We start from the raw sequence: 17,393 nt of genomic DNA, 5'->3' as shown, positions 1-17,393 counted from the left end.
CCGCGGGAGAGGGGCCGGGGCCGTGCCCGGCAGGGGTGAGGTTCCACCGCATGGGTTAGTCAGGCCTACCGGCGTTTGCCCTTGTGCCCGCCCTTGCTGTGCCCCTTGCCGCTGCTGTGGTCACGGTAGCCGCGGGGCTCGCTGCTGCGCTGCTTGCGCTCGTCAGCTTCGCGCTTCTTCACGTGGTCGGGGCGGTCATCTACCAGCTCGAAGTCAATGGTGCGGTCAAGCAGGTTGGCAGATTTTACGACTACCATCATCTCGTCGCCGAACTGGATGATGCGCTTGTTGCGGCGGCCCACGATGCGGTAGTTGTCCTTGTCAAGCTCGTATTCGTCACCGGGAATGTCGCTCAGGCGCACCATGCCTTCGCACTTGTTCTCCTCGATTTCGATGTACATGCCGCGCTCGGTGAGGCCAGAGACCACCCCCTTAAAGGTGTTGCCAATTTCGTCGGCCATGAACTCCACCTGCTTGAACTTGATGCTGGCGCGCTCGGCGTTGGCAGCAAGTTTCTCGCGGGCCGAGGAGTGCTTGCACTCTTCTTCTACGGGGTCAACGGGCACGTTCTTGCCGCCGAGCAGGTAGTGCTCGAGTAGGCGGTGGGCCATCATATCGGGGTAGCGGCGGATGGGCGAGGTGAAGTGCGAGTAGTGGTCGAAGGCCAGGCCGAAGTGGCCCAGCGGCTCGGTGCTGTAAATGGCTTTGGCCATAGTCCGGATGGCGAGTCCCTGAAGCACATTTTGCTCGGGCTTGCCCACTACTTCCGAACTCAGGTTATTGAGCTCGGTGCTGATTTTTTTCGGATTGTCTAGCTTCAGCTTGTAGCCGAATTTCTGGGCGAAGAGGGCGAAGGTCTGCAGGCGTTCGGGCTCCGGCGCATCGTGGGTACGGTACACCATGGTGAAGCGCGGCTTGGTCTTTTTTAGGTTGAACACGAACTCGGCCACCTTGCGGTTGGCGAGCAGCATAAACTCCTCAATCATCTTGTGCGCGTCCTTCCGCTCCTTCACGTACACGCCGAGGGGCTTGCCGTGCTCATTGAGTCGGAACTTCACTTCCTGCGTTTCGAAGGTGATGGCACCTTGCTTGAAGCGCTGGGCGCAGATTTTATGCGCCATGTCGTTCATGATGTTTATCTCCTCGGCGTAGTCGCCTTCCTTGCTTTCGATGCGCTCCTGGGCCTCTTCGTAGCTGAAGCGACGGTCGGAGTGAATGATGGTTTTGCCAAACCACGACTCGTAGAGCTTGCCGTTCTCATCCAGCTCAAACACGGCCGAGAAAGTCAGCTTGTCCTCATGGGGCCGCAGCGAGCAGAGGCCGTTGCTCAGGCGCTCGGGCAGCATGGGAATCACGCGGTCAACCAGGTAAACCGAGGTGGCGCGGTGCTTGCCCTCACGCTCCAGCTCAGTGCCGGGACGCACGTAGTGGGTCACGTCGGCGATGTGCACACCAATTTCCCAGTGGCCATTTTCCAGCTTCTCAATGCTGAGGGCATCGTCGAAGTCCTTGGCGTCGGCCGGGTCAATGGTGAACGTAGTCACGTTGCGGAAGTCGCGGCGGCGGGCAATTTCATCTTCCGAGATAACCTCGCTGATGCCTTCCGACTCGGTCTGTACTTCCTCAGGAAACTCAAACGGCAAGCCGAATTCAGCCATGATGGCGTTAATCTCGGCTTCGTTGCCGCCGGCCGCACCGAAGTTGCGGATGACCTCACCCACCGGCTGGCGGTTGCTGTCTTCGGGAAATTCGTTGATGCGAACCAACACCTTGTCGCCGTTGCGGGAATCGCCCAAGGCGTGCGGCGGCACAAACACGTCGAAGTACACCTTGCGGTTGTCCGGCTTCACAAAGCCTAGCGTGCCCTGCACCTGCAGGCGGCCTACTACCTCGGGGCGCTGGCGCTTGAGCACTTCTACTACGTCGCCCACGGGGCGGCCGTCGCGCGAACTGCGCAGGCGTACTCGCACCACATCGCCCTGCAGGGCAAATTTGAGCTGGTCGGTAAACACGCGGATATCGTCGCCACCGTCCACCCCTTCGGGCACCACGAAGGCGAAGTTGGGCGTGGCCAAATCCACGGTGCCGATGACCGTGTTGGACGGCGCACGCTCGGGACGGTCGTCGCCATCCACATAGTCGAAGCCGGCGGAGCGGCGGCGGTGAATGATGGGGTCCTGGCCAAAGTTGGCCTGCACCGAACGGTTGCGCGGGGGCTCAACGGGCGAAGCCGCTTTTTTGGTCGATTTGCGGGCGCTGGACGGCATCAATGCCGCCGCTACAACTTCCGTATCGGCCAAGCGGTATTCGTCGTTCTGAAGCAGCAAAATCAAGCCTTGCTTGCGCAGCTGCTTGATGTGAGCAAAGATTTCCTCGCGCTGGCCCTTGGTCGTGACGCCGAGGCGGCGCGAGAGTTGGCGGTAGGCGAGGACTTTGGTGGGGTTATCGGTAAAAGCGCTCAGTACTTGTTCCTGACTGATGGGCGCGGGTTCGGGCTTTTCGCGCTTGGCGCGGGGGGCCTTGGGGGTTTCGGGGGTGTTCATGTAAAAAGTGGCCGCCGAAAAGTGATTGGTCGCAGGCGGCGAGAGCGGAAAAAATGAATGGTCCGGTGAATCGGGTCGCGGGTATTAGAACGCGACACCGGCCGGGAGGTTGTAGCGTGGACTCTGAGAGTCCGCGCGTGGTAGCGCTTAGCACTGTAGCGAGCTGGAAGCAAAAGCGACGATGGGAAGCGCAAGGTATATGGTTCCGGCGCGGACTCGCAGAGTCCACGCTACAGGACTACGCCCGGCTGGCTACGGCAGCTTCGATGTCCGCCAAACTATCCTTCGGGATGGCGGCCAGCAGGCCCTGGGTGTATTCGTGCTGCGGCGCGGCGTAGATGGCCGCTGCCGGGCCGCTTTCCACGATGCGGCCCTGGTGCATGACCAGCAGCCGGTCGCTCATAAACCGGGCCACGGAAAGGTCGTGCGTGATGAACAGATAAGTGATGCCGAACTCGCGTTTGAGGTCGTTGAGAAGGTTCAGCACTTGCGCCTGCACCGAGACATCGAGGGCCGAAACCGACTCGTCGCAGACAATCAGCTTGGGCTGCAAAGCCAGCGCCCGGGCAATGCAGATGCGCTGCCGCTGCCCGCCGCTGAACTCGTGTGGGTAGCGCTGGAAATGCTCGTCGCGCAGCCCCACGGTGCGCAGCAGCTCCATCACTTTCGCTTTTTGCTGTTGGCGGGTGCCGCCCACGTTGTGCACGCGCATCGGCTCCCAGATGGCCTCGCCCACCGTCAGCATGGGATTAAGGGCGGCGTAAGGGTCCTGAAACACCAGCTGCAAATCGCGCCGACGGCGACGCAAGTCACCACTGGACAGTTTAGCCAAATCAGTTCCTTCAAACAGGATGCTGCCCGCCGTTGGTTCCGTGAGGCGGAGCAGCGCCCGGCCGAGCGTGGTCTTGCCGCAACCGGACTCCCCTACGAGGCCGATGGTCTCGCCGGGATAGAGGGTGAAGCTGACGTTGTCTACGGCGCGAACGTAGTCGGTGGCGCGGCGAAAAAAGCCCTTGCGGAGGGGGAAGTAGACCTGGAGGTTTTGGACTTCTAGCAACGGCGCGCCCGACAGAACCTCATCCCCTGACCCCCTCTCCAAAAAAGAGGGGGCACCGGTTCGTGAAGACGATTCCGCTGAAAGCATTTCCGGTTCCCCCTCTTTTTTGGAGAGGGAGTCAGGGGGTAAGGTTGTATGGTGCAACAAGCCGGACTCCGACCGTGGAACATCCCTAAAACCCCCATGTTCCACGGGGAACGTTTTGGCGGTATCAGTTTTATCGTGTAACTGCTGTTCCTCCACTTCGGGCGAAGATTCCGCAAGTGCCTCATCTGGCAGGGGAAGCACGGGCGCGGGCTGGGCGAAAAGCTGCCCGCTGGCGTCTTCCCCCATGAAATCAGCCACCACGGGGAGGCGTTTTTTGCCTACTGAGAGGCGCGGACGGCACGCTAAAAGCCCTTTTGTGTAAGGATGTTGCGGATTTGAAAAAATATCCAGCACCCTCCCCTGCTCTACCACCTTGCCGCGGTACATCACCAGAATGCGGTCAGCGATTTCGGCCACCACGCCGAGGTCGTGGGTGATGAAGAGCACTGCCGTGTTGTGCTGGCGGCGCAGGTCGTCGATGAGGCGCAGCATGCGGGCCTGCACCGTCACGTCGAGGGCCGTGGTGGGCTCGTCGGCGATGAGCAGGGCCGGGCGGCAGGCCATGGCCATGGCAATCATCACGCGCTGCTTCTGGCCGCCCGAAATCTCGTGTGGGTAGCTGTTGAAGATGGCTTCGGGGCGCGGCAGTTGGGCTTCGGCAAACAGCGCGATGGTGCGCTCCTTGGCGGCCTTGGGCGTGCAGTCGGTGTGCAGCAGCAAGGCTTCCACCACCTGGCTACCGCAGGTGTACACGGGGTTCAGCGAGGTCATCGGCTCCTGGAAAATCATTCCGATGTCGTTGCCGCGCACCTGGCGCAGGTCGGTTTCGGAAAGTTTCAGCAGGTCGGTATTGCCGAGCTTTTCGGAAAGAAAAACGGTGCTACCACTGGCAATACGGCCAGGGGGCATCGGAATCAGCCCGAGCAACGCCAGCGACGTCACGGATTTACCCGAGCCCGACTCGCCCACAATGGCCAGCGTCTCGCCCCTATCCAGCTCAAACGACACATTGTCCACGGCCCGCACGTCGCCGCGGTGGCTGGAGAAGTCAATGGTAAGGTTGGAAACGGTGAGGAGGGGGTTGGGCACGGACGAAAGTAGGGGTAGAACTATTGTAAGACGACTGAATTAACACAAGAACGTCATGCAGAGCGCAGCGAAGCATCTCGCGTGGCATCGTATGGCAGATGAATTACTGTTGCATGTGAGATGCTTCGCTCCGCTCTGCATGACGTTGTTTTAATTATTCTATCCCCCTGTTAGGCCAGATTTTCAGAATCGGAGGCTACTAAAGGACCACGCTCTGTAGCCACAGCATCGGTTTGCTCGTCCTCCTTAAAAAAACGGCTCTGATTAATCAGAATCAAGACAACACCAATAAAAATAGACGAGTCGGCAATATTGAAGATGGGGAAACCAGAGCTGTACTCGCCGCCTACAAGGGGCCACGACTGAGGAAAGACCCCGCGATAAAGGGGCACATAAATCATGTCAATCACCTGGCCGTAGAACCAGCGCGTGGGCGAACCCGCCGGGGCGTTGTCGTAGATAACGCCGTAGAAAATAGAGTCTATCAAATTGCCCACAGCCCCACCTAAAATGAGCGCCAGACAGGCGATATAACCGCTAGCCGCACGCTGCCGGCAGAGGCGAATGATGTAGTAGCTCAGACCAAAAACCGCCACCAGACGGAAGCCGGTGAGCACCAGCTTGCCATAAGGAGCCGGCAACTCCGCCCCGAAGGCCATACCGGGGTTCAGGGTATAGTTCAGCATCGCCCAATCACCCAGAAGAGGAATTTCGCCAATCGAACCCATCTGCATGTAGGTGTGCACCGCCCACTTCGAGAGTTGGTCGAGGGCAATGATAAGCAGAGCCAGCAGGAAGAATTTAGCGGCAGATTGCTGGCGATTGGAGAGGGTTGGGTGCATTCAGGCGGTGCCCACGGGTGAAATGAGCTAGCAGTAGGGCAATTAGAGAACCGCTGGGGTTTCAGTTTCAGAAGTAGAGCTGGCAGCTTTGGGGGCTTCTACCTGCTCGTGGAAAAAGCGGCTCTGATTGAGCAGAATCAAGGCCACACCTACGAAAATGGAAGAATCTGCAATGTTAAAAATGGGCCAGAGCGAAACGTACTTCCCCCCTAGCAGCGGCCAGTTTTGGGGCAAAAAGCCTTCGTAGATGTCTACGTAGAGCATGTCAATCACCTGGCCGTAGAACCAGCGCGTGGGCGAGGCAAAAGGGGCGTTGTTGTAGATGATGCCGTAGAAAATCGAGTCTATCAGGTTGCCAACGGCGCCGCCCAGAATCAGGGCCATGCAGGCGATATAGCCTCCGGAGGCGCGCTGCTTGCAGAGGCGGATAATGTAGTAGCTCAGGCCAAAGACGGCTACCAAGCGGAAGGCTGTTAGCACCAGCTTGCCATAAGGGGCTGGTAACTCTGCCCCGAAAGCCATGCCCGGGTTCAGGGTGTAATGGAGCTTAAACCAATTGCCGATGAGGGGAATTTCTCCCGCCATACCGGGCTGCATGTAGGTGTGCACAGCCCACTTCGAAAGCTGGTCGAGGGCAATGATGAGCAGGGCCAGCAGGAAGAATTTAGTGGCGGATTGCTGGCGATTGGAGAGGGTTGGGTGCATTCAGACGATGCCAAAAGTGGCGAGAGAGACGGCCTGTTTTATTACCGTCCTTTTGTACCTTTTATAACTGACTGTCTGGCCTTTTAGGCCGATAAAGACGAGCTTATTGAGTGTTTGTGCGGCCGAGGACTCACCGGGTTTTCAGAGCCCCAGCGAGTCGTTCAGCATCAAGCAGTTGCAACCTCCAAATGCACGGGCACAGAGTAGTCATCAAATTCGAGCACGGAACCTCCGTTCACATCGGCCGCGAAGGTCAGGGCGAGGGCCTGCGTTTCGGTCCGGATGTAGTCGCCGAACGCGGCCACGGCGGCCGTGAGCTCGGGCTGCTGGTCTGCCAATGTGACGCGGATTTTGTCCTGCACCTCCAGGCCCGAGTCTTTGCGCAGGTTCTGGAGTCGGTTCACCAGCTCGCGGGCGAGGCCTTCCTGGCGCAGCTCGTCGGTCAGGGTCACGTCGAGGGCCACGGTGAGGGGGCCGTCGGTAGCCACGAGCCAGCCTGGCAGGTCGTCGGTGCGGATTTCCACATCGTCGGGCGCCAGGGTGATGGGCTGGCCATCTACTTCCACCGCGAGGCTTCCCTCCTTCTCCAGCTTGCTGATTTCAGCCGCCGTCATCTGCTGAATGCGGGCACCCACGGCCTTCAGGCGCGGGCCGTATTGCTGGCCGAGGCGCTTGAAATTGGGCTTCACCGACTTCACCAGCACGCCGCTTTCGTCGTCGAGGAATTCGATGTGCTTCACGTTGATTTCGGCGCAAATCAGGTCCTCCACGAGGCCAACTTGCTCCTTGGTTGAGTCGTTCAGCACCGGCACCAGGATGCGCTGCAGGGGCTGCCGCACCTTCAGCACGGACTTTTTGCGCAGCGAGTGGGCCAGCGAGCTGATGCGCTGGGCCAGCTCCATGCGCTCCTCCAGCTTCTGGTCGATGCGGGTGGTATCGGCTTCCACCAACAGCGTCAGATGCACCGATTCCGGGGCCAGGGGTGTGTTTTTGGCCACGGCTTCGGTCCGCATCCCGTCGGTCATGTTCTTATACAGCCACTCGCCAAAAAACGGCGCGATGGGCGACATCAGCTGCGCCACCACCACCAGGCATTCCTGCAGGGTTTCGTAGGCGGCGCGCTTGTCCTGGGTCAGTTCGCCTTTCCAGAAACGGCGGCGCGAGAGACGCACGTACCAGTTCGAGAGCTGGTCGGTCACGAAATCCTGGATGGCGCGGGCGGCCTTGGTGGGGTCGTAGCTATCCAGGTGGCCGCGCACTTCCACAATCAGCGACTGCAGCTTGCTCAGAATCCAGCGGTCCAGCTCGCTCAACTCCGACTGCGAAATGCGGTTGAATTCACTGGTCTGGAAATCGTCCAGATTCGCGTAAAGCGCATAGAACGAGTACGTATTGAACAGCGTGCCGAAGAAACGGCGCTGCACTTCGGTCACGCCGGCCGGGTCAAACTTGAGGTTGTCCCACGGTGGCGCGTTGGCGATGAGGTACCAGCGGGTGGCATCGGGGCCGAACTGCTTGATGGTGGCAAACGGGTCCACGGCGTTGCCGAGGCGCTTGCTCATCTTCTGGCCGTCTTTGGCCAGCACGAGGCCGTTGGCAATGACGTTTTTGAAGGCCACGGAGTCTTCCAGCATCACCGCCAGGGCGTGCAGCGTGAAGAACCAGCCGCGGGTTTGGTCCACGCCTTCGGCAATGAAATCGGCGGGGAAATTCTTCTGGAATTTCCCGCCGTTCTCGATGGGGTAATGCCACTGCGCGTAGGGCATGGCGCCGGAGTCGAACCACACGTCGATGAGGTCGGCCTCGCGGTACATGGGCAGACCGCTGGGCGAAACGAGGAAAATACCGTCCACGTAGGGCCGGTGCAGGTCCACTTTTTCGCCGTTGGCATAGGGGTTGTGGGTCATGACTTCGGCCGCTACGGCCTTGTCAATCTCCGATTTCAGCTGCTCGATGCTGCCGATGCAGATTTCCTCAGTGCCGTCCTGGGTGCGCCAGATGGGCAGCGGCGTGCCCCAGTAGCGCGAGCGGCTGAGGTTCCAGTCCACCAGGTTTTCCAGCCAGTTGCCAAAGCGGCCGCTGCCGGTGCTTTCGGGCTTCCAGTTGATGGTTTTATTGAGCTCGATGAGCCGGTCCTTTACCGCCGTGGTCTTGATAAACCAGGAGTCGAGCGGGTAGTAGAGCACGGGCTTGTCGGTGCGCCAGCAATGCGGATAGGTGTGCTCGTACTTCTCCACTTTCAGGGCTCGGCCGCGCTCTTTTAAGCGCACGCTGATATCGACGTCGAGGGTGCGGTAGTCGGCGGCGGAATCGTCGTGGCCGTCGTAGTTTTTTACCCAACGGCTGCCGAATTCGCCCATCTGGGCCACGTAGCGGCCGGTGCGGTCCACAATGGGGCTCAGCTTGCCCTGGTCATCCATGACCATGAGCGCAGGAATATCATTTTGCTGCGCTACCCGGAAGTCATCGGCGCCAAACGTGGGCGAGATGTGTACAATGCCAGTACCATCCTCGGTGGTCACGAAGTCGCCGGGGATGACGCGGAAGGCGCGCTCCTGCCCTTCAAAAGCCGGGAAACCGTTTTCGGTGCCAAACAGACGCTCGTAACTGATGCCCACCAACTCGGCGCCGCTGAACTCGGCCAGTTGGCGCCAGGGCAGCACTTTGTCGCCGGCTTGGTAGTCTTCCAACGAAGCTTGGGCGCCTTTTTCGGTGAGGTAGCGTCCCACCAAATCCTTGGCCAGCACCACTACTTGGGGCTCGTAGGTGTAGGGGTTGAAGGTGCGCACCACCGCGTAGCGGATGTTCTTGCCCACGGCCAGGCTGGTGTTGGCGGGCAGGGTCCAGGGCGTGGTCGTCCAGGCCGTGATGAACACAGGTAAGCCGTCGGCCAGGGCAAACAGCTTCTCCGACTGCTCGTTGCGCTTCACCTCAAACTCGGCCACTACGGTCGTGTCTTTCACGTCGCGGTAGGTGCCAGGCTGGTTCAGCTCGTGCGAGCTGAGGCCGGTACCGGCGGCCGGCGAGTAGGGCTGAATGGTGTAGCCCTTGTAGAGCAAGCCCTTGTCGTAAAGCTTCTTGAGCAGCGCCCAGCAGCTTTCGATATACTCGGGCTCGAAGGTTACATATGGGTCGTCGAGGTCGACCCAGTAGCCCATTTTCTCGGTCAGGTCGTCCCACTGCGCCTTGAAGCGCATCACGGTCTCCTTGCAGCGCTGGTTGTACTCCTCGACGGTGATTTTCTTGCCGATGTCCTCCTTCGTGATGCCCAGTTCCTTCTCGACCTGCAGTTCGATGGGCAGGCCGTGGGTATCCCAGCCGCCTTTGCGGGATACTTGCTTGCCCTGCAGCGTCTGGTAGCGGCAGAAAATGTCCTTCACCGTGCGGGCCATCACATGGTGGATGCCCGGGGCGCCGTTGGCCGAGGGCGGGCCCTCGTAAAACACGAACGTGGGCTGGCCTTCGCGGCTGCTCACGCTCTTCTCAAAGATGCCGTGCTCCTTCCACCAGGCGAGGATGTCCTCGCCCACCTGGCCGTAATTGAGCGGCTGCTTGTATTCGGGGTATTTCATGAATTGGTTTATTTTCAACTCTCTAGAACGTCATGCTGAGCGCAGCCGAAGCATCTCGCTCGCTTCGTTGAACCTCACCCCCGGCCCCTCTCCAAAAGAGAGGGGAGCCGCGGCGGTGCAGTAGAGATGCTTCGGCTACGCTCAGCATGACGTTCTTTTTTAATCTTTCAAACAGCCGTTGCTCTAGCTACCTAGGTCAGTGCGGCTTTTCACGGTCATTCTATCCAGGTTTAGCTCCAAATCATCGTCTTCTTCGTGGTACGACTCATCGTAGTGCCGTATCAGCGCGTTGTCGTCAATGGAGTTGCCTTTGCCGTGCTCGAAGGTGACCAACAAGCAAGGCAACAAAATCAGGTTGGAAAAATTCGTAATCAGCAGCGAAGCCGACATCAATAGGCCCAAAGCTTTGGTGCCGCCAAACTCACTGAAAGCGAAAATGCTGAAACCGACGAACAGCACTATGCTGGTGTAAATCATGCTGGTGCCCGCCTCGCTCAGCGTTACCGATACGGCCTGGCGCACGCGCTGGCCATTCAGGGCCATTTCCTGGCGGAATTTGGCCAGCAAGTGAATGGAGTTGTCCCCGTCAATGCCCAGGGCAATGACAAAAATCAAGGCCGTGCCGGGCTTGAGGGGAATGTTGAAATAACCCATGATGCCGGCCGTTAGAATCAGCGTCACAGCGTTGGGAATCAAGGCAAACAACACGGTGCGAGCCGAGCGGAACAGAATCAAAACGACCAGGCCGACCAGGCCAAAGGCTATCATCAAACTCTCACCCAGCGTATTGATGAGGTATTCGTTGCCTTTGGTAAACAGGATGGTGGTGCCGGTGGGCCGCACGTCCATGCCCGTGCCGTTGAAAATGCGGTGCATCTCGGGCAGAATTTTGCTGTTCATCAGCGTGTCGAGGTTGCGCGAGCCGATGTCGGCAATCTTGAGGCTGATGCGGGCCTGCTGGCCGGTGCTGTCCACAAAGGAGCGGAGCAGCTTGCTGTCGGTGCCCGCGCCAGTGCCTTTGGAATTAGCCAGGCTGCTGAGAATGAAGTTCTTCTCGGTGTTGTCGGGCAGGCGGTAGAACGCGGGGTCGCCGTTGTAGTAGGCCTGGGTGGTAGCCTTCAGGAAGGTGACGATGCTGATGGGCGACGTGACCTCCGGCTGGGTGCGCAGGTAGTTCTCGAACTGGTTGATTTTCTCGAGGTTGCTGAGCTTGAGCAGGCCGCGCTTTTTGTGGGTATCGACCACAAATTCCAGCGGCATCACGCCGTTGAAGTGGCGCTCGAAGAAGGTCAGGTCGGAGTTCACCGTGCTGCCTTTGGGCAGGTCGTCAACCATGTACGACACGGCTTCGATGCGCCGGATGCCGATGGCCGCGCCCACCACGAGTATGAGCGCTAGCACGTAGACCGTGGGACGACGATGCATCACCAGGTCGTCGAAAAACTCCAGCAGCTTGGTGAGCGGCGCGGCATCCAGATGCTCGAGCTGCTTGGGCGTAGGGGGCGGCAGGTAGGTAAATACCGCCGGAATCAGGATGAAGCTGATGATGAAGGCCACGAAAATGTTGACCGTGGCCACCAGTCCGAACTGAAACAGAATGGCGATGTCGGTGAAGCAAAACACGAAAAAGCCGATGGCCGTGGTCGTGTTGTTCATGAAAGTGACGAGGCCGATTTTGCGGATTACCCGCGTCATGGCCAGCATCTGGTTGCCCGATTTGCGGAAGTCGTAGTGGTAGCGCGACAGCAAATAGGTGCAGTTCGGAATGCCGATGACGATGATGAGGCTGGGAATGAGGCCGGTGAGCAGGTTGATTTTGTAGCCCATCAGCACAATGGAGCCGATGGCCCACACGGCCGTCACGCCCACCACCACCAGCGGAAACACCACCGCGGCCCAGGTCCGGAAAAACGCCAGCAGCGTCACGCCCGTCACCAGCATGGCCATGATGGTAAAGAAGGTCATCTCCGAGCCCACCTTGCTGGTCATGGTGTAGCGCACGTAGGGCAGGCCGGCGTAGTGCAGGCGGATGTTGGTCTTCTTCTGGAAGGCCTTGGCGTGGCCTAGAATGTTCTTCATCACCCCCTGCCGCTGCGAGGAGTTGAGGTATTTTGGGTCCATGGTCAGGGCCAGCAGAGTGGCCCCGGTGCGCGGGCTGATGAGCTGGCCTTTGTAAAACTCGACCTGGTTGACCTCCCGCATCAGGCTGTCCAGTTCCCTCTGGGTGCGGGGGAAAGTCTTAAAAATGAGCTCAGTTTTAAACTTATTGGTGGCTGTGTCTTTCCGGATAGCCAGCAGCTTGGTTACACTCAGCACGCCGTTAACGCCTGTCACCTTCGAAAGCGTATCGGTCAGGGTGCGCAGCTCGTTGAAGTTGCCCAGCTTGTACACGGCGCTGTCTTGTAGTCCCAATACCAGTACGTTAGCATCTTCCCCGAAAGTCTTTTTAAAGCTCTGGAAATAGACCATCTCCGGGTCTTGCGGGCTTACGACTTGGGCGAAGTCGTAGGTCATCTCCACGTCCTTGGCTTTCCAGGCCATGAACACAGTTATGACGGCCAGCACCGCAATCAGCGAGCGACGGAAGCGGATAATGAACAGCGCGAGTTTAGCCCACATAAGTCATGTTAAAAGGCAAAGTTACGTAAGGGCGGGGGGCCTGGCATCGCAACATTGTGCCTGTGGAGCCTCACCCCGGGGAACCTCACCCCCGGCCCCTCTCCAAAAGAGAGGGGAGCCACGGCACAAGGACAGCAAAGCGTATTAAGCAGAAACCCTCACTGCTAGCCGCAGTAAGGGTTTCTGTTTGTTGATAGTTGCGTCAGGCTCCCCTCTCTTTTGGAGAGGGGCCAGGGGTGAGGTTCCGCCGGCTGCGCAATGCCAGTAGCTACTACAGCTTCTCGAAGATGCGGCGGAAGCTCACGGCCTCGCCGATGTAGCTGCGCAGCTCCGAAATCGGCATGCGGGTTTGCTCGCGCGAATCGCGGTGGCGCACCGTGACGGTGTCGTCTTCCAGGGTTTGGCCGTCGACCACGATGCAGAAGGGCGTGCCGATGAGGTCCTGGCGGGTGTAGCGCTTGCCGATGGCGTCGCGCTCTTCCAGCACCAGGCGAAAATCGAAACGCAGGGCGTCGAAGATTTCCTGAGCTTTCTCGGGCATGCCGTCTTTGCGAACCAGCGGGAAAATGGCAGCTTTCACCGGGGCCACGGCGGGATGCAACTTCAGGAAGGTGCGGGTTTTGGTTTGCTGGGCGTCGCCCTCCCCTTCCGTGATGGTTTCCTCCGTGAAGGCATTGCACATGGTGGCTAGGAACAAGCGGTCGGCGCCAACGGAGGTTTCCACCACGTAGGGCACGTAGTTGCCGTAGGGCTTGCCGGTGGCGGGGTCCACGTCGTTGTCGAAGTACTGCTGCTTTTTGCGGCTCAGGTTCTGGTGCTGGGTCAGGTCGAAGTCGGAGCGGGAGTGAATGCCTTCGATTTCCTTGAAGCCGAAGGGGAATTCGTACTCAATGTCAACCGCGGCCTTGGCATAGTGGGCCAGTTTGTCGTGGTCGTGGAAGCGGAGCTTCTCGGCCGGCAGGCCGATGGCCTCGTGAAACTTGCGGCGCGCGGCCTTCCAGGTGTCGTACCACTCGCCTTCAGTGCCGGGGCGCACGAAGAATTGCATCTCCATTTGCTCAAATTCCCGCATCCGGAAGATGAACTGGCGAGCCACAATCTCGTTCCGGAACGCTTTGCCGATTTGGGCAATGCCGAAAGGAATCTTCATGCGGGCCGACTTCTGCACGTTCAGGAAGTTCACGAAGATGCCCTGGGCCGTTTCGGGGCGCAGGTACACGGGGGGAGCGTCCGAATCCACGGCCGAGCCCTGGGTTGAGAACATCAGGTTGAACTGGCGCACCTCGGTCCAGTTGCCGGTTTTGGAAACGGGGCACTGGATTTTTTCGTCGATGATGAGCTGGCGCACGCCGGCCAGGTCTTCGGCCGTGAGCAAGCGGCCCATCTCGGCGGTGAGGGCGGCACCGCGGGCGGGGTCGCCGGCGTTTTCGTACTCGGCGGCTTTTTCTTCGAGCAGCACGTCGGCGCGGTAGCGCTTCTTGCTGTCGAGGTTGTCAATCATGGGGTCATTGAACCCATCGATGTGTCCCGAGGCCTTCCAGGTCTGGGGCGCCATGAAAATGGCCGCGTCGATGCCCACCACGTCGTGGTGCAGCTGGGTCATGGTTTCCCACCACAGGCGCTTGAGGTTGTTTTTCAGCTCCACGCCGTTGGGGCCGTAGTCGTACACGGCGGCCAGGCCATCGTAGATTTCCGAAGATTGAAATACAAAGCCGTATTCCTTGGCGTGGGCCACAATATCCTTGAGCTGGGTGGTTTCGAGTGCTGGGTTCATGCTTGCAAAAGTAGGCCGATGTGGCCCAAGGTGAAAGTTGTGCGTAGAAGGCCCGAATTATTGCGCCAGCGGCTGTAGGGGGCGCCAGGTCACAATTCGGTAACATAGCCTCTGTGAACTACCGCCCTACCTTTGCCGCATGTTTGAAACTAAGTTCCCACAAACCCGCTGTTTATGTTTGGTTTAGAACCTCACGTGCTGCTGCTTCTCGGCGTGTGCCTGTTGGCCGCCTGCGCGTTCGAGTTCGTTAACGGCTTTCACGACACGGCCAACGCCGTGGCTACCGTAATTTATACCAACACGCTCCGGCCCTGGGTGGCCGTGGTGTGGTCGGCCTTCTGGAACTTCATCGGCGTGTTTGCCGGCGGCATCAGCGTGGCCATGGGCATTATCTACTTGTTGCCCGTCGAAACGCTGGTTGACGCCAACGTGTACCACGGCGTTGCCATGGTAGGCGCCTTGCTGATAGGAGCTATCATCTGGAATTTGGGCACGTGGTACTACGGCATTCCGGCGTCGAGCTCGCATGCGCTCATTGGTTCGATACTGGGCGTGGGCATCGCCTTTTCGCTGCTTCCCGACTCCAAAGGCGCGGCCGTGAACTGGGGCAAAGCCGGCGAAACGGGTATTGGTTTGTTAGTGGGTCCGCTGCTGGGCTTTGCGCTCACCATTGGTCTGATGTTCATCCTGAAGCGCTTCGTTCGCAACAAGGCCATTTTTAAGGAGCCACACAAGCGCAAGCCTCCCCCCCTCTGGATTCGCCTCACCCTCATCGTTACCTGCACGCTGGTGAGCTTTTTCCACGGTTCCAACGACGGCCAAAAGGGCGTGGGCCTCATCATGCTGATTTTGATTGGCATCGTGCCCAGCTTTTTTGCCCTCGACCAAAGTAAGAACCCCCTCGACCTGCGCGCTTCCCTCGTGAAGGTGGAGCAGGTGATGAACCGCGTGAACCGCGACGAGCTCAGCCCCGCCGACCAGAAGATGCTGGCCGAAATTCAGACGCAGACGGCCGACATGGACCGCATTTTTGCCAACACCACCCGCATCGAGGACCTGCCTCGCCAGACCCGCTTTGAGATTCGCCGCGACATTCTCCTCATTGCCAACCGCGCCAAGAAGCTGCTCGGCTCCGAGAAAGTGAGCCTAAGCACGGCCGACCGCAACACCTACGACGACGCTATCAAGGACATGAAAAGCTTCACTGATTACGCCCCCTGGTGGGTGCTGCTGATGGTGAGCCTCTCACTGGCCTGTGGCACCATGATAGGCTGGCAGCGCATCGTAAAAACCATTGGCGAGCGCATCGGCAAAGAGCACCTGAGCTACGCCCAGGGCGCCAGCTCCGAGCTGGTAGCGGCGGCCATGATTGGCATCAGCACCCAGATTGGCGTGGCCGCCTCGACCACCCACGTGCTCACCTCATCCATCGCCGGTTCCATGGTGGCCAGCCGCGGCGTGAAGAACGTGAACCCCGGCATGGTGCGCAGTATTGCCCTGGCCTGGGTGCTCACGCTGCCCGTGACCATGGTGTTGTCGGGCGGACTGTTTCTGTTGTTCCGGGTTTTCCTCGATTAGTCAACCTAGTCGCTTTGCCACACAAAAAAGGCTGACCTTGATAGGGTCAGCCTTTTTTGTGTTCGATTATTTAGCAATACCTGGATTTGCTATGAAATCAGGCATTATGGGGGATAACCCCGCTGTTTTTAGTGACTTGTCCACTTATCCACACTAAAAACACGTGATATTGTGGATAACTCAGACTTATTTGGGCCACTGCACCTCCATGTCGTCGTTGATGAAGACGCCGAAATTCACAAATTGCAGCTGGCCTTCTTCGAAATACAAGTCAATCATTGACTTCTCGTAGGACAGGCGAACAGCGCCTTCTTCCATGGTTTCGAGCTCGGGCGTGGGCAGGTTATGCTGCTGCATCAGTGCCTTCACCTCGTCAACGTTTTTGCCGTAAATCACTTCGCCGAACAGGCGCATGTTGGGGTTGTCGGTTTCGATGCAGCTCAGACGGAAGTCGTCTTCGCGGTCGAAGTAGAGCGACAGCAGGTAGTCTTCTTCGTGGTAGTTCCAGGCCTGGTGCTCGAAGTCGTCGTCGTCGTCCGACTCTTCAATTTCCTCGGGCTCGCCCACCAAGGTGCGTACCTCGTCCATGGTCGCGCCGAAGCGCAGGGGACCCATGCCGGTACCCAGAATAATTTCGTTTTCGTCGATGCTGGAGGGTTGCGTGGTGTTCATGGTGTTGGGGTCTAGGAGAGGTGGCAAAGGTAGGTAGCGGGGCTACTTTCCGTATTTGGCAATGAAGGCTTCTTTCTGGCGCAGGTACTCGGGGTGGACTTTGGCTTCGTCCCACTTGCGCTTGAAAATAGCTGCGGCTTCTACTTTATCCACATCGGGGTGGTCGGTGCGGGGGAGTTCGGCGCGGCCGTGGGCGCCGCTCTGGCCTTTTTTGTCGTCGGGCACGGGGCCGTCGTATTTCTTGCCGCCGCGGTGGTTGGCGTAGCGCCGGGCCCGGGTAAAGCCCATCTGGATGAACTTCCGGGCCATGTCGGCCCCCACAAAATCCTCGGCCTTCAAATAAGCCTCAAACAGCCCGTAAATCGTCTCCGACGACTCGGTGGCCGCCGCGGCGTCTTTGAAGCGCCAGTGGGGCAGGATTTCGCCCTTGTAGGGCTGCACCAGCAGCACGCCCTGCTCGCCCCGGCCCACGCGGTAGAGTTCGGGGTGCTGGCGGAAATCGACAGTGTGGAAATCGAGGGTGTAGTCGAACGGCATCGGGCGCTATACGGGAAGCAGGCGGCGCAGGGATACACCATGCCTAGGTTATCCCCGTGGCCCGCTAGTTATCCCCATGCGGCTTGGCATTCGTCACCTGCCTGTTGCGTGCCGGCTGTCATGCTGAGCCTGCGAAGCACCTTATCAGGTTAGCGCTTTTTGTTCTGTGGGGATAAGGTGCTTCGCAGGCTCAGCATGACAGCCGGCGCGGAGCAAGCCCTTGAGCCTAGAGCAAACTTTTGAAGCGAGGCCTGCTGCTTTGATTCTAAAGTCGGGAGCAAACCCTTGATTCGGGGCCGGCGGCTCAAACCCTTGATT

Annotated in this window: 10 protein-coding genes; 1 reads left to right on the top strand and 9 read right to left on the bottom strand. The window is 59.0% G+C overall.

The window, feature by feature from the left end; genetic code table 11:
- Positions 1–65: 65 nt before the first annotated feature.
- The 7 genes from rnr to BMZ66_RS08590 all read right to left on the bottom strand — a co-directional run bounded on the left by rnr (position 66) and on the right by BMZ66_RS08590 (position 14,288).
- Positions 66–2,543 (bottom strand): ribonuclease R, encoded by a 2,478-nt coding sequence (rnr, locus tag BMZ66_RS08620; RefSeq protein WP_092671173.1) that lies wholly within the window; start codon positions 2,541–2,543, stop codon positions 66–68.
- A gap of 238 nt (positions 2,544–2,781) precedes the next feature.
- On the bottom strand, positions 2,782–4,776 hold the full coding sequence (locus BMZ66_RS08615; protein ID WP_092671170.1) for an ABC transporter ATP-binding protein: 1,995 nt from the start codon (positions 4,774–4,776) through the stop codon (positions 2,782–2,784).
- A gap of 170 nt (positions 4,777–4,946) precedes the next feature.
- A complete protein-coding gene (locus BMZ66_RS08610; RefSeq protein ID WP_092671167.1) occupies positions 4,947–5,618 on the bottom strand; it encodes a lipoprotein signal peptidase in 672 nt (223 codons plus the stop codon).
- A gap of 42 nt (positions 5,619–5,660) precedes the next feature.
- Entirely contained in the window at positions 5,661–6,323 is a 663-nt protein-coding gene (locus BMZ66_RS08605; RefSeq protein WP_092671164.1) for a lipoprotein signal peptidase, read from the bottom strand.
- A 167-nt stretch (positions 6,324–6,490) separates the two neighbouring features.
- Positions 6,491–9,895, bottom strand: coding sequence for an isoleucine--tRNA ligase (ileS, locus tag BMZ66_RS08600; RefSeq protein WP_092672941.1), 3,405 nt, complete (start codon positions 9,893–9,895; stop codon positions 6,491–6,493).
- A 183-nt stretch (positions 9,896–10,078) separates the two neighbouring features.
- Positions 10,079–12,514, bottom strand: coding sequence for an efflux RND transporter permease subunit (locus BMZ66_RS08595; RefSeq protein WP_092671161.1), 2,436 nt, complete (start codon positions 12,512–12,514; stop codon positions 10,079–10,081).
- A 271-nt stretch (positions 12,515–12,785) separates the two neighbouring features.
- On the bottom strand, positions 12,786–14,288 hold the full coding sequence (locus BMZ66_RS08590) for a glycine--tRNA ligase (RefSeq protein WP_092671158.1): 1,503 nt from the start codon (positions 14,286–14,288) through the stop codon (positions 12,786–12,788).
- Positions 14,289–14,462: 174 nt separating this feature from the next.
- On the opposite strand from BMZ66_RS08590, the gene BMZ66_RS08585 reads away from it, so the two are divergent.
- A complete protein-coding gene (locus tag BMZ66_RS08585; RefSeq protein ID WP_092671155.1) occupies positions 14,463–15,866 on the top strand; it encodes an inorganic phosphate transporter in 1,404 nt (467 codons plus the stop codon).
- 186 nt (positions 15,867–16,052) lie between these two features.
- On the opposite strand, the gene BMZ66_RS08580 is transcribed toward BMZ66_RS08585, so the two are convergent.
- Both BMZ66_RS08580 and BMZ66_RS08575 read right to left on the bottom strand, forming a co-directional pair.
- Positions 16,053–16,565 (bottom strand): hypothetical protein, encoded by a 513-nt coding sequence (locus BMZ66_RS08580; RefSeq protein ID WP_234795039.1) that lies wholly within the window; start codon positions 16,563–16,565, stop codon positions 16,053–16,055.
- Between the two features lie 15 nt (positions 16,566–16,580).
- Positions 16,581–17,075: a DUF4385 domain-containing protein gene (locus BMZ66_RS08575; protein ID WP_092671149.1), complete on the bottom strand. Its 495-nt coding sequence runs from the start codon at positions 17,073–17,075 to the stop codon at positions 16,581–16,583.
- Positions 17,076–17,393 lie beyond the last annotated feature (318 nt).

Source organism: Hymenobacter arizonensis, assembly GCF_900115775.1.
In the GTDB taxonomy this organism is placed as follows: domain Bacteria; phylum Bacteroidota; class Bacteroidia; order Cytophagales; family Hymenobacteraceae; genus Hymenobacter; species Hymenobacter arizonensis.
Note: the sequence above shows the minus strand (reverse complement) of the source record. Positions and strands in the feature narration are given on the sequence as shown.